The sequence below is a fragment of the Shewanella sp. ZOR0012 genome (genome assembly GCF_000798835.1).
Classification (GTDB): Bacteria; Pseudomonadota; Gammaproteobacteria; order Enterobacterales; family Shewanellaceae; genus Shewanella; species Shewanella xiamenensis.
The window spans coordinates 4,359,059-4,372,516 of the sequence record NZ_JTLE01000094.1 but is presented as its reverse complement, the minus strand read 5'-3'; the positions used below and the strand labels follow the sequence as shown (position 1 = coordinate 4,372,516).

The following is a 13,458-nucleotide window of genomic DNA, read 5'->3' as shown; positions in this document are numbered from 1 at the left end:
TTTGGCGATAGATCAGATCGCTCAAACAGGACTGAGTTCCCTTCCTTTGATCTACTATTTGGAACAGCTATTTAGATGCGCTGGTCTACGTTTCTGATTTACACAACTATGAGCTACTGTATTTAAACGATTATGGAACGGCCATTTGGGGCAAACCCGCCGGTAAAAAGTGCTATCAACTCCTCCAAGCAGGCCAAAATAGTCCCTGTGCTTTTTGCACCAACCACAAACTGATTGGTCCCGAGGGCGACGCCACTGGTGTACATGTATGGGAGTTTCAAAATACACAAAATAAGCGTTGGTACCAGTGTCGAGATCAAGCGATTCGTTGGACCGATGGCCGCCTAGTTCGGATAGAAATCGCCACTGATATCACTGAACGTAAACACATGGAACAGGCATTAATCGAAGCTAAGTTCATCGCAGAACGCCTTGCCAATACCGACGAGCTCACAAAACTCTTCAATCGCCGCGCCTTTTTCCATTTTGGGCACCCTACAGCACATCAGTCAGGCCAAGCGCTAGCGTTTATTATGTTTGATATTGACCATTTTAAGCGCGTCAATGATCAATGGGGACATGCTACAGGCGATGCTGCCCTTATCCATATCGCACAGCTGACGCAAACTAAACTGAGAACAAATGATATTCTTGCTCGTTTAGGCGGCGAAGAGTTTGGGCTGATTTTACCCAACACCCAACATGAACAAGCATGGCAAATTGCAGAGTCGATTCGCCATGGATTTGATACACAGCCACTTTACCTTGATGGACACACCATTCATTGCACCGCAAGCTTCGGCATATCATCCTTGATCTTGCCTCAAATCAATCATCCCGATGAAGCACAAGCACTCTTGGAGACTCTATTCAATAATGCCGATCAGGCCATGATGCGAGCAAAGCGCACAGGCAGAAATCGAGTCTGTGATGGGGAATCGTCACTGTAGATAAGTTTCAACCATTTAAGAAATAGTTTAGCGTCTATTATCATGCTTTATATGGAGAAACATAGCGGGTATATTTAACACTTACAAGAATACCTAAAAGCTATGTTTTTCTCTAAATTATTACCATTTACTAAAATTAACAAAACTCTAAAAAAACATTCATGAAAACAATAATTGAATAAAATAAATTAGTTAATAAACACTCCAGCGTAATGCACAGCTACTTATCGACAGAAAATAGTAACTTAATAACTATATCAATAATTAAAACATGACAAAGCTTAATTTAAACAAAACTTAAATAAAGCAATCAGGTTTAATGTCTACATATTTATTAAGGATTGCTGAATCAATTTTTACAACAACTTCTTGACCATTATCAAGAAGAATTTTCATACGAATTTCAGCTCCAGCTCTATAAAATTTTGCAGTATCTAAAGCAACATGCTTCGTAAAGTCAATTGGGTAAGTAATTACTCCCCCAACAGGCAACACACTCCAATTAGAGGTTTTCACATATTCACTTAACGGACTCATACCTATAAGCTTATTATCATTTGCATTTCTGAGATACATCCTTGCTCTAGCTAAATCAAAAAGAGCTGGATCAGCTATATGTGGATCAACAAATAATTTTTGGCCAGATGTATTTGTAAGAGTAAGAGTAACTTGTCCATCGACTGTACATAAAGGAGTCAAATCCAAGCCAATATACTGTTCATCTTTAGTGAAAGTGATTGCATTTACCGCCACTGTAAAACTACATATAAAAATTGATAGCAGAACCACTAAGTACTTCATAGGTATACCCTTAATAAATATTCGTAGTAATATGAATTTTGGATTAAACGTTCTAAGATATACAACTCATTTCAAGAACCGATTAACCTCTTATTATCAGCAATATCCTTATAAGACTCTTGCCGAATTGCACTTAGAGTCATGTAGTGTATTTAATCAGTGTGAAAATCATCCCTCAAGGTATTTTTATCATGGTTCGCCCAAAAAAGTCGCATAATAAAAATCTGCCTCAGCACCTTATGTTTGATAGATCTAAGGGCACTTACCGTTTTACGTTGGTAAATGGTGTTCGCAAAACACTCGGTAAAGATAAGGTGCAGGCGATTCAAATTGCGGTTGAGTACAATCGCATAATGCGACCGACTGTTGGGTTAACCGTAGATCAGTTAATTGAAGCCTCGAGTGAGTCGCCTCTGGCTAATGGCCAGTCATTTGCCAGCCATGTGGACCGACTGTTAGAGCTGATCTTTAAAGAAGAAATGCCAAGTAAACAACTGGCCAGTACCATGCGCAACGATGCCGAACGGGTTAAAGCCTATTTTGCGGAGGTTAGCAGTCAAGATATTAGCCTTGAACATATCAACGGCTACCTAAACCAATATCATCCTGATGCTAGCCCCAATGTGCATAACCGTAAGTTGGGATTTTTAGAGAAACTGATTAACTACGCGATCGACCAGTCCATCATGTTAGATAATCCAGCCTCTCGAAAGATGAAAAAGCGTAAAACCAAAGGCAAAGAACGCCAACGCCTAAGCTTTGAAGTGTATCAACAAATCCATGCCGCGGCGCCACTGTGGTTACAAACTGCAATGGATCTTGCTTTGCAATCTACCCAAGCGCGCCTTGAAGTGTCGCGGATTAAATACAGCATTAAAAAACCTAAGGACGGCCAATGTGGTTGCCTATGGTTTGATGAACCTGTAGATGGCATTTATGGCACCCTATTTATTCACCGCCAAAAGGTAGAAGAAAAAGAAGCCAGCCATGTGGCCATACCGATTGGTGAAGTATTAAAGGCCATTATTGATAAGAGCCGCGACGGGCCACTTTGCCCTTATGTGGTTCATCGCCGACCAGACAAACTCAATAAGCAAAGTGTGGCCACAGACCACCGCTATCAGCTTGATCCTAATTACCTTAGCAGAGCCTTTTCGGCATTAAGGGATGAGTTAGGTCTGTGCAACCATTTAGAAATGAGCCAGCGCCCAACCTTCCATGAGATACGTGCACTATCTGCCAGATTATTTTCTGATATGGGTGTTGACCCTCAAGGTCGGATGGCTCACACCGATGCCAAGTCCACCAAAATCTATGTGCGGGATCACCTGCAATGGACCGAAGTTCCACACGCTGAGATTAAATTCAGCCATTAATAAAACTAAGGCAATCAGCATACTTGGCCACTGTTATTTTGAAATCCGTTTCACCCCCATTTCACCACTGTTTCACCACCTCTAAGCAGTAAAATACCGAACTCCAGACACAAAAAAGCCCGCAACTGATTAAGATTGCAGGCTTTATTGCTTATGAATTTGGTCGGTATGAGAGGATTCGAACCTCCGACCCCTGACACCCCATGACAGTGCGCTACCGGGCTGCGCTACATACCGAAATTTGCACTTAATAGAACTGTATGACATCAGCTTAAGTACTTATTACTTAAGATGCTATCGAGTGGGGTTCACCTTAAGTGACGCAGACTGTAGCAATTGGATTCAATCAACGCAAGTGCTTAGTGAAGTCTGTTTGATCAACTGCTTAGTTTCTGGCCTGAATGGTGAAATTTTGCAATGCAGTGAGGCGGTTTGCCCGTTAAAGCACTCGCAACGCGCAGACGGAGATTTAAACTAAGACTTAAATGGCTCTGTAAATATCAAATAATGACGGATCTGCTAAACTAAATGCCATCCGCTATTCTGAGATAGCAGGTTGCTTTTTAAGCATAATTTACATGAAAGGGACTTATCATTGCTTTTACCATCCTTTAATGCCAGCCATTTAAAGTTAGCCACCCTACTCGGCCTACTCGGTCTTGTGATCAATATTTTTCCTATCCCACTATTTGCTAACGTACAGCTGATTTTAGGTAATGCGGCAGTAGTGATAGTGGCCATCCTGCTTGGGCCTTGGTATGCCCTTTATACTGCATTATTTACAGCTACAGGCTTGATGTTGGCTTGGTCCAGTTCCCATGTGTATGTCGTCTTTTTACTTGAGGCGTTGTGGCTGGGGTTTGCGCGGCGCAAAGATGTACCCATTCTGTATGCCAGTATTGGCTACTGGTTGTTAGTGGGCGTACCATTAATAAGCTTGTACTTATGGTTAATCACGGGCCTGCCAAATTATCACATCCCTTTTACTACGGTAAAACAAGCAGTTAATGGCATTTTATACGCTACTATTGGGGAACTTTGCGTTGTGGCGCTCCCTAGCTTATGGCATTTAAAAGATAAGATCGTCAATCACACTCGCCGAACCTTTAGTGCTCAGCTCAGCTATCTATTTATTTTAATCACCACGATTACTTTATTGACCTCATCCTTAATGTTTAACCAGTATTTTATGGATAAACAGCAGGATTTAATTAATAAAAATCTGAATGACACTGGCATATTCCTCGGTCACGCCACCGAAACCTATCTCAGTTCCAACACCAGTATCGTTGCCAGTATCGGTAAGTTTCTTAGTATATCAGGAGCTCCATTTGACCAATGGCAGCTTATCCTCGAGAGTGTGCAAAGTCTTAAGCACAGCTTTACCGCTATGTTTATTGTCAATACACATGGGGAAATCGTCGCTGGGAGTCCACTCGATAAACTGAAAAAAATAGCACAAAAGATTAATGTGCAAGATAGGGACTTCTTTATCCAAGCTTTAACCCACCACAACACATTTGTGTCCCCCGTATTTGTTGCTAGAGGGCCAGATCAAGAAATTGTCATTGCCATCAGTACCCCTATTTTTAAAGAAGATTCAAATACTGCCATCGGCATTGTGCAAGGTAATCTAGACTTAAGTTATTTCTCTAGTATTGATAACCAAAATCAACATCATGAGACACAGTCCATCATTTTATTGGATGAGAAAAAGAACATCGTTTATTCATCCGAAAGACTTAGGCTTACCCCTTTAACTCCTTTTAACTTCAAGACGGGCAGCACAGAATACCGTACTCGATTAAAGCTGATGGATATTAATCAGCATGAGGAAGCGGATACCCCTGAATATATTTATGCTCACCATCAACTGAATAATGGTTGGCATTTATATGTTCTGGAGCCCTTTATCCCCCTTCTAACCTTAGCGCAAAAACAATATTTCAATACGGTAGGGCTACTGTTAATCAGCATGGTCGCAGCCATGATAATTGCTAAGGTAATTAGTCGTTTAACCACTACGCCCCTCGCCTTGCTGGCTCAGCATTTTAGTCAAACAAAAGATGGCAGTTTTAATGAGGAGAAGTTTGAGCATGGACTGCTAGACAACAGTACGCCTCAAGAAATCTATAGCCTGTACGAGAGCTTAGAAGCAAAACAACAAGCACTACTCAACAATCAACTCGAGTTAGAAGATAAAGTAAAACAACGCACCATGGCTTTAGAAATCGCCAACCGCAAATTAAAAGATATGGCGGAGCGGGATCCGCTCACTAACTTATACAACCGTCGTTATGCTGAAAAACAGTTCCTGCATATTCAGCATCTGTCTGAACGTAGCAAGGATACGATTGCGGTAGTGTTACTCGATCTCGATTTCTTTAAAAAAGTGAACGATACCTACGGTCATCTCGCGGGTGACGAATGCTTACGTGTCATGGCAGAGGTTTTATCAAATCACTTCAAGCGAGATGTCGATTTGCTTTGCCGTTATGGTGGCGAAGAATTTGCACTTGTATTACCAATGTGTAATGCCTCAAAAGTCGAGCAACACCTTAATGCTTTCAAAGAGAAACTTTCCAGCGTGGTCATCACCAACCCAACAGATCAAGTCACGTTTAGCGTGACCGTTAGCATTGGCGCCATCATTGCTGATGCCGCCTATAGTGCAAAACTGGATGACTGGTTAAAAGAGGCTGATGAGAACCTTTATAAGGCCAAGGAACAAGGGCGCAATTGCGTCGTTTGTACCCTAATCACATCCTAATTAGACATATGTGCACTTCGATATTGTTCAATTCGGTCCATCATATAGGGGAAAAAGGGGTTCCATTTTTGACGTAACATTTCTGAAGCAGGCACACTATAAACGCCTCGCTCACCACGGGAAGCGGCTGCGCCTATTTGTATGCGGGTTAGCTTCTCATTGCTTGACATGCCATATAGGCCATCATTTTCAGCAAATGGTAACGCAACATGGGAGAGTGAATACACGCCCGCCGGCCAATAAAGCGGGAGGTGTTTAATCTGAGATAACGACTCATCCTGTGGCCTCAATCCAAATTCCCGAGCTTGAACCTGAGTCGTTTCGCTATTGATATTTTCAATCAGCGTGCCACGGTAATGAATGTTGTCTGTGGATATAGGTAACAAGGCGGGTAGTGGATCATTAGTCATTAACTTACTGTTGATAACGGTACGATTCATATCAAATAGCACTAATTCATGGCCCTTTTGCGGTAGCGTTTGATACAACAAACTCACAACAGCTGCGCTAGATACCGTTGCATCGGCAACAGATTGAAAGCTTAAAATCGATGGGATTTGTTCACGCTGCAAAGGCGTTAATCCGCTTAACAAACTCTGGTTACGTAACGCCAATTGGTAGACGACATCCCCGGCATTGACGGCAAAAGACATGTACTTGAAGGGATCGTATTCCATCTGAACACTATTCCATTGCAGCTTATCTAAGTCGAGCAGGCGACCTATCCAACTTTGCCAGCGAGCCGCGGCCGCAATTGGAGCAAGCCCAATAGCTGGCGACATAAAAATCATCCCGGCATAATCGGGCGCTTTATCTTGATTAATCAGTTCAAGTTCATGGTTAAGCGCTATCGCAGCACCCGTTGAAAAACCAATAACGAATAACGGCTTACCTTTAAGTTCTTGTTTCATGTGCGCCGTTGCCAAATTCACTGCGGCGGCTAAGTCTTGCCAATAGAGGCTAGTGAGACCGCTAGGGATAGTGCCATGTCCAGGGAGTCTTAATCCAAGTACATGGGCTTTGCCCTTAAAATGTGCTGCCACGTTAGACATGGCATAGGGTGAATCTGACATACCATGGAGCAACAATACGCCAAAAGGCGCATTGGCTTTAGGCCATTCAAAACTGCGATTCCAGTTTTGTGGCCATCTCGCGGGATCGGCAAGGCTATTTTTAACATAACGATTGACTGGCGATGCATCTGCCGCCGACACTTTTTTGAGTACTTTGTTATCAACCTCGGCAAAGAGCTTATCTTCTAAGGCAATGTAATCACGAAAGTTATCAAGTTTAGTGTTGTAGTGGAATTCGTGTTTTAACTCAGTCGTGTGCCAGAGGGACAGATCGGGTTTAGCATTGAGAAAATAGATTCCAGTCACTAATAAGGCAACAGCAATCCCTAAACAGCCATAAAAGGCAGCGAAAAATAAATGTTTAGTTGAGCCTATGATAATGGCTTTCATTGCTGCCCCATGGTTCCGATAAAATACGCATGCAGATTATACGGTTAGATAAAAATAAACCTCAACATTCATATTTAAGATTTGTTTTGATGGCATTTTAATTGTCGCGATTAAGTTTACTTAGGTTAAGATCCGCGTCACTTTTATTTGATATTCGCAAATTTTACTTAATATGCATATTGGTCCAGCCACAGCGTCCTATGCGTTTTATCTCCCTAATCCCCCACTCATGCCTGAATATTGGCATTGGGAGCAGGATAACGCGATAGCAGAACTCATCGCCTTAAACGGTAACCACTGGCGTAAGATCTTCACCATTATGGCCAAAATTTACGCCCCCAGTGAAGATTGGCGCCACTATCGCGACAACTTATTACTCAAAAAACACCAAATGCTCTTGATAGGTGCAAGTGCCCTATCGCCCCATGCCAGCATTCACATTGTGTGTGGGCAAGCTGCCGCGAAGCCTTTGGGATTGAGTACTGAGCTGTTCAATACACCACTATCAAACCGACAAACTGCCTATCAACCGCTGATGCATGCGTCACAGGGTAAGCTGCAAGATGTCACTGAAATAATGCAAACTTCCTCAGTACAGAAGAAACAAGTGCTACTCACGCCCTACTTGGATTATCGCCAATACTCTAATGCCCTGATTGCGCTTACGCGCTCGCATATACAAAACGTATCTGCTTGATAAAATTTCATAAAAAAGCACCCGGATAGGCCGAGTGCTTTAAAAGAAAACTTAGATAGCATTGCCTATGCCAAGGTTAGTGATAAAAATCAGTCGTAGATGGTTGGAATGGGCTGGCGCTTATGTTGGGTGGCCTTATAGATATTGATAAGCTTTTCTTCCACGGCCTTATCTACGGCTTTCCCTTCGAGGAAATCATCGATTTGCTCGTAGGTCAGCCCGAGCGCGACTTCATCTTCGAGTAGCGGTTTGTTGTCCTCTAAATCCGCGGTTGGTGCTTTATAAACTAAGGACTCTGGTGCGCCCAAATACGCCGCTACCTGACGCACTTGGCGTTTGTTGAGGCCAAATAAAGGCGCGAGATCGCAGGCACCATCGCCCCATTTGGTATAAAAACCAGTAATGTTTTCGGCGCTATGATCAGTCCCCACCACTAAGCCGCCGACTAATCCCGCTAACTCATACTGGGCAATCATGCGCATCCGCGCTTTAACATTGCCCTTAACAAAATCCACTTTCGCCTCATCCGGCATACTCAGTCCCGCCTCAACAAACGCACTTAAGGTGGCTTGATGCACGCCATCAACACCTTGATGCACATTTACTGTGACTAATTTTGATGGCTGAATAAATTGGCATGCTTGCTGAGCTTCATGCTCATCTTTTTGAATTTGATAGGGTAAACGCACCGCAATAAACTGATAACCGCCCTCGGGATGTTCACTATTGAGGCTATCAACGGCCAACTGGCATAAACGCCCCGCCGTCGATGAATCCACACCTCCGCTGATCCCTAATACCAACGCCTTACTGCGGGCCTCTTTGAGCTTGGTTTTAATAAACGCCACGCGGCGCTGCACTTCAAACTCAGGCTCAATCGCCTTGAGTACCTTCATTTCTCTTAAGATCTGCGCTTTCACCGAAAATTCCACCTTAAATATTCGCTGTTATTGGGAGCGGTAAACCGCCTAACGTTATCATTTATTTGCGCCTAAAAACAACAAGGGCAATAACGGTTTGCCGCTATTGCCCTTATTAACTGAAACCTATGCTGGTTTATCTTTCCCAGTATGATTCTTCTAAGCTGTCTTCACGCTCGGGTAACCCACGGGACAAACGCGGGCTATGCTGCGCTAATACCTCATAGGCCACGCGGTTAGCGTACTTACAAATTTGTGAGAAGGATGAATAACATAAGCCATCACGCTTATGCTTACTTGAGCCAGGCACGTTGGTTTTATGGAAGGTATTGGCCGCCAAGTCGTGCAATAACGCCGACAACGCGCCATCACCCGCACCATTGGTATTGCCTATTTTCTCCGGTCCACCCATGTAAGGGGAAATATGGGCATAGACTTTAATCGGATTTTCACAGTCACTCTTGAGCTTTGGACGTGAGAACTCATAACGGTTAAATTCAGGGATAGCACCTGGCAGCAGCGTATGAGTGGTCTCGCGCTTTTCGGCATCATCGGTATAACCTGCGGTATAAAGCCCGATTGGGCCAGCGGTGGTTAACACCATATCGCACCACTCGAGGGCTCTTTCGCTGGCAAGCAGCGGATCGCGAAACCCAGTTAACGCCTCGCCTTCATCTTCGTTCATCGCCAAAATGGTCACATGCTCTTGGATAAAGTTTTGCCACCAAACCGGATCTTCTTCGATTAAGAAGCGTGTGCCTAAGGTCAATACCACAGGGACTTCGGCTGCTTTGGCATATTCAATCGCGCACATGGCCGCATCGGTGATCCTGTCGCCGCCGCTGGCACGCATTAAATAGGCGGTTAATACCAAGGCAGAGCTGCCCTGTACTACGTCTTTATCAATGTATTCTGGGGTTAACTTATCCATCGCCCCTTTACTGATCGCGAAGGTACGCTCACCGCAATCAGAAATCAGCGTAAAACAACGACCTATGGGGCCATCGACGGGTTGCAGGAAGTTAAGGTCTACTTTAGAGGAGGTGTTGCAAAGATAAAGGTAGGCGTAACTGCCGACTTCGATATTTTGACTCATCACCCCAAACAGCACTGAGCGGTCGTCGGCCAAAATAGAATAATTGTGCACGGTATTGCCAATAGTGCCGCCCGCAAACTCATCGCTGATCAAACCGTTTTGTTTCAGCTCGGTATACAGGGCGTGCGCTTGCTCATCATTGATAAGCGTCGAATTACCCTTGGGTAAACCATAACGCCCGAGCAACTCATCCTCTACCTTGGCTTCGATATCAACTAAGGTTTGATCGATACCGCTGATATAAGTCGCAAAAGGTTGAGGTTGCTGCGTTAATTGCTCAAGCAATGGGTCACGGGTTTTGACCGGAAAATAATGTTTCGATTTGCGCTGACCGGGAAACTTCATAGTGGCTCTCTTTTCCTGGCATCCATGCTAATGGGCATTACAACGAGCGTTGGCTCATTGTGTCCTAAAAATAATGAGTCTAGGCTAGAGAGATAAAAAATCCACTCCCGAGCCACAAAGGGCGCAGATTCTACCATAAAATCAGCATGAAACTAGGCCGTGTTTAGGTTTCAACGGGAGAAATTTACCGTCACTCTGCGCGTATCCAAGGTTGAGCTTGTTCTTGCACCAATTGCCTGAGCAGCTCGATATGGAGCTCATCATCATTTAAACAGGGAATAAAGTGATAGGCCTCACCACCCGCATGCAGGAAAGTCTCTTTACCGCCAATGGAAATCTCTTCTAAGGTTTCAAGGCAATCGGTGGCAAAGGCTGGGCAAATCACATCGACACTTTTCACGCCTTGGCGGGGTAAATCGGCCAGCAACTCATCGGCATAGGGGGTTAACCACTCTTCTTTGCCGAAGCGGGATTGGAAACACACCTGCCATTGTCCTTCGGTTAACTCCAGCGCCTGCGCCAGTAACTTGGCCGTCGCGCGGCACTGCTCAGGATAGGGATCGCCTTCAGTGGCATACCGCAGCGGAATACCGTGGAAGGATAGAATTAACTTGTCGGCCTGCCCATGGGTTTTCCAATGGCGTTTCACCGAATGCGCTAAGGCCGCGATATAGGCTTCATGGTCAAAATACTGTTTGCTAAAACGCAGCTCTGGAATGTCACGCACTTGGGTAAAATACTGCGCCACCGCATCGAACACACTGGCGACGGTTGAGCAGGAATACTGTGGATACAGCGGCAGCACCACGATACGTTCGGCGCCTTGGGCCTTGAGTTTGGCAAAGCCGCTCTCAATCGAAGGATTGCCATAGCTCATGCCCAGTTCCACCGGAATGGTTTGATTAAAGGTCGCGCTCAGATCCGTAGCTAATTTTTGTGCCTGCTGCTCGCTTATCACCATCAGCGGCGAGCCCTGCTCCGTCCACACGCTCTGATAAAGTTTGGCCACCTTGGCGGGTCGGGTGTTAAGGATTATCCCCTGCAAAATCGGCTGCCACAGCCAAGGGGACAAATCGACAACCCGAGGATCACTTAAAAACTGTTTGAGGAATCGCTTAACCGCTTTGGGAGTGGGTTCATCGGGCGTGCCGAGATTGACCAATAACACGCCAAACGCAGGAGAGGGAGAAGTCAATGTGGTACCTTTTATCAGCCAAATACCACGGCAGGCTAACATTCAGTTGCCAATAAAAAAAGCCTGCAATAGCAGGCTTTTTCCTAATATGAGAACTTGTTCTCGAATTTAGCAATGATGCTTATTTCAGCACGCTGGCTAATTGTGCACTCACAGCCGCTACCGACTGAGTACCATCAAACTTGTGGTATTGAGTGTTACCCGCCGCAGCCACTTTGCCATAGTATTCAACCAATGGCTTAGTTTGCTCGTGGTAAATGCCTAAACGCTTACGCACTGTGGCTTCTTCGTCATCTGGACGAATCGCTAAGTCTTCGCCAGTCACATCGTCCTTGCCTTCCACTTTAGGTGGATTGAATACCACGTGGTAAACACGGCCAGAACCTGGGTGAACGCGACGACCGCTCATGCGCTTAACGATTTCTTCGTCTGGCACATCGATTTCAATCACGTGATCAATGCTGATACCGTTTGCCGCCATCGCATCCGCTTGTGGGATAGTGCGTGGGAAACCGTCCAACAGAAAACCTTTAGCACAGTCGTCCTGTGCGATACGCTCTTTAACCAGTCCAATGATCAGATCATCAGAAACCAGTTGGCCTGCATCCATCACTTTCTTCGCTTCTAAACCCAGCGGAGTACCGGCTTTAACGGCAGCACGTAACATGTCGCCAGTAGAAATTTGTGGGATACCATACTGTTCCATAATGAACTGGGCCTGGGTACCTTTACCGGCACCTGGGGCGCCCAATAGGATAATGCGCATCTCAAGAGTCCTCTTTTTCGCATTGATATTCTTCTTAGGGCGGCGATCTTCGCACATCTGGCCGCCATTGAGAAGGCTTTTAGCTTCGACTTTAGCCTCAGAAACCGTAAATAAATCGCAGTTTTGCAGCCAATTTAATCCTTAATAGAGCAAGGTATAGAGCTTGCGGCGGTATTGATTCGCCAGACTATTACCTTGACCAAGCGCCGTTAAAATTTCCATAAAGACTTGTTTTACCTTGCCATTTTCAGCGGTTAAATCCTTAGATAACACACTGTATAAATGCGCGAGCGCTTCTTCGTCTCGGTGGGCCGAATGCAGAGCCTTACAAAGTTCGAGTAATAACACTAAATCCTGCGGATTATGCTCGAACTTCTGCTGTAAATCACGAATTTCTGGCGTGTCCGCCGCATCCAAGGCAAGGGTTAATTTCGCCTTTAAGCTTTGGTAATAACCGTCTTGGTCGGCAAGGCCAATCTGCTCGAGTAGCAGCTGCGCTTGGGCGAGTTCACCCTGCATCAAATACACATCGGCAAGCACTAAACTCACCTCGGCCGCCTGATGTGAGGCGCTATAGGCGTCTTTCAGTAACACAGCCGCAGTAGTTAAATCCTCCGCCGATACTTGGGTTAAGGCTAACAGGGCTTTGGCTTGCTCAAGCTGCAATTGCCATAAGGGTGGCAAGTGTTTCTCCAGCATAGCGCTCACCTGCGCCGCCTCCTGCATGCCCGCAAAGCCATCGATTGGCTGGCCCTTATCCAGTACTAAGGTAGTCGGCAGTGCTTGAATGCGGAAATAGTTCGCGATTTCCAGCTCAGTTTCGCAGTTCACTTTCGCCAGCACAAAACGGCCAGCATGCTGCGCGGCAAGTTGCTCGAGTGTTTGCACCATGGCAACACTCTGCGGCTGTGGCTGGGCCCAAAACACCATCACCACCAGTTGCTGCATCGAAGCATCAACCACTTGCTGAATATTGTCTTTCGTTAGATCGAGGATATTGTCCATGGTTTTCCTTACTCCCAAACTGGCACTTCTACTAGGAAATGCCCTAGGGTAATGCGACTCTTGGTGCCTAAAAG

The 13,458-nt window shown here is 45.2% G+C and carries 11 protein-coding genes and 1 tRNA gene; 4 read left to right on the top strand and 8 right to left on the bottom strand.

What is annotated here, in order from left to right:
• Positions 1 to 389: 389 nt before the first annotated feature.
• Positions 390 to 950, top strand: a complete 561-nt coding sequence (locus L976_RS23700; RefSeq protein WP_231570528.1) for a GGDEF domain-containing protein — start codon at positions 390 to 392, stop codon at positions 948 to 950.
• A gap of 297 nt (positions 951 to 1,247) precedes the next feature.
• Here L976_RS23700 and L976_RS20855 read toward each other — a convergent pair whose 3' ends face one another.
• Positions 1,248 to 1,751 (bottom strand): hypothetical protein, encoded by a 504-nt coding sequence (locus tag L976_RS20855; RefSeq protein WP_047539747.1) that lies wholly within the window; start codon positions 1,749 to 1,751, stop codon positions 1,248 to 1,250.
• Positions 1,752 to 1,990: 239 nt separating this feature from the next.
• Here L976_RS20855 and L976_RS20850 point away from each other — a divergent pair, with 239 nt between their 5' ends.
• Positions 1,991 to 3,127 (top strand): recombinase, encoded by a 1,137-nt coding sequence (locus tag L976_RS20850; protein ID WP_231570527.1) that lies wholly within the window; start codon positions 1,991 to 1,993, stop codon positions 3,125 to 3,127.
• 160 nt (positions 3,128 to 3,287) lie between these two features.
• Here the strand turns inward: L976_RS20850 and L976_RS20845 are convergent.
• A tRNA-Pro gene (locus tag L976_RS20845) sits at positions 3,288 to 3,364 on the bottom strand.
• A gap of 358 nt (positions 3,365 to 3,722) precedes the next feature.
• Here L976_RS20845 and L976_RS20840 point away from each other — a divergent pair.
• Complete coding sequence (locus tag L976_RS20840) at positions 3,723 to 5,897, top strand: sensor domain-containing diguanylate cyclase (RefSeq protein WP_047539745.1); 2,175 nt, start codon at positions 3,723 to 3,725, stop codon at positions 5,895 to 5,897.
• Here L976_RS20840 and L976_RS20835 read toward each other — a convergent pair.
• Positions 5,894 to 7,360: an alpha/beta hydrolase gene (locus L976_RS20835; protein WP_047539743.1), complete on the bottom strand. Its 1,467-nt coding sequence runs from the start codon at positions 7,358 to 7,360 to the stop codon at positions 5,894 to 5,896. The two genes, L976_RS20840 and L976_RS20835, sit on opposite strands and share 4 nt — an antisense overlap.
• Before the next feature lie 172 nt (positions 7,361 to 7,532).
• Here L976_RS20835 and L976_RS20830 point away from each other — a divergent pair, with 172 nt between their 5' ends.
• A complete protein-coding gene (locus tag L976_RS20830) occupies positions 7,533 to 8,057 on the top strand; it encodes a DUF6942 family protein (protein WP_047539741.1) in 525 nt (174 codons plus the stop codon).
• Between the two features lie 89 nt (positions 8,058 to 8,146).
• On the opposite strand, the gene nadE is transcribed toward L976_RS20830, so the two are convergent.
• From nadE to L976_RS20805, 5 genes are all read right to left on the bottom strand, one after another.
• Positions 8,147 to 8,977 (bottom strand): ammonia-dependent NAD(+) synthetase, encoded by an 831-nt coding sequence (nadE, locus tag L976_RS20825; protein ID WP_047540856.1) that lies wholly within the window; start codon positions 8,975 to 8,977, stop codon positions 8,147 to 8,149.
• A gap of 136 nt (positions 8,978 to 9,113) precedes the next feature.
• Positions 9,114 to 10,418 (bottom strand): inosine/guanosine kinase, encoded by a 1,305-nt coding sequence (locus L976_RS20820; RefSeq protein WP_047539739.1) that lies wholly within the window; start codon positions 10,416 to 10,418, stop codon positions 9,114 to 9,116.
• 190 nt (positions 10,419 to 10,608) lie between these two features.
• Complete coding sequence (hemH, locus tag L976_RS20815; protein ID WP_047539737.1) at positions 10,609 to 11,655, bottom strand: ferrochelatase; 1,047 nt, start codon at positions 11,653 to 11,655, stop codon at positions 10,609 to 10,611.
• 79 nt (positions 11,656 to 11,734) lie between these two features.
• Positions 11,735 to 12,379, bottom strand: a complete 645-nt coding sequence (gene adk / locus L976_RS20810; RefSeq protein ID WP_039977263.1) for an adenylate kinase — start codon at positions 12,377 to 12,379, stop codon at positions 11,735 to 11,737.
• 141 nt (positions 12,380 to 12,520) lie between these two features.
• Complete coding sequence (locus tag L976_RS20805) at positions 12,521 to 13,384, bottom strand: tetratricopeptide repeat protein (RefSeq protein WP_047539735.1); 864 nt, start codon at positions 13,382 to 13,384, stop codon at positions 12,521 to 12,523.
• Positions 13,385 to 13,458: the final 74 nt, after the last annotated feature.

Excerpts from the sequence above, each read along its gene's own strand:
- L976_RS23700 (WP_231570528.1), top strand. The coding sequence starts at position 390 with ATGGAACAGGCATTAATCGAAGCTAAGTTCATCGCAGAACGCCTTGCC.
- L976_RS20855 (WP_047539747.1), bottom strand. The coding sequence starts at position 1,751 with ATGAAGTACTTAGTGGTTCTGCTATCAATTTTTATATGTAGTTTTACA.
- L976_RS20850 (WP_231570527.1), top strand. The coding sequence starts at position 1,991 with ATGTTTGATAGATCTAAGGGCACTTACCGTTTTACGTTGGTAAATGGT.
- L976_RS20835 (WP_047539743.1), bottom strand. The coding sequence starts at position 7,360 with ATGAAAGCCATTATCATAGGCTCAACTAAACATTTATTTTTCGCTGCC.
- L976_RS20830 (WP_047539741.1), top strand. The coding sequence starts at position 7,533 with ATGCATATTGGTCCAGCCACAGCGTCCTATGCGTTTTATCTCCCTAAT.
- L976_RS20820 (WP_047539739.1), bottom strand. The coding sequence starts at position 10,418 with ATGAAGTTTCCCGGTCAGCGCAAATCGAAACATTATTTTCCGGTCAAA.
- hemH (WP_047539737.1), bottom strand. The coding sequence starts at position 11,655 with ATGTTAGCCTGCCGTGGTATTTGGCTGATAAAAGGTACCACATTGACT.
- adk (WP_039977263.1), bottom strand. The coding sequence starts at position 12,379 with ATGCGCATTATCCTATTGGGCGCCCCAGGTGCCGGTAAAGGTACCCAG.
- L976_RS20805 (WP_047539735.1), bottom strand. The coding sequence starts at position 13,384 with ATGGACAATATCCTCGATCTAACGAAAGACAATATTCAGCAAGTGGTT.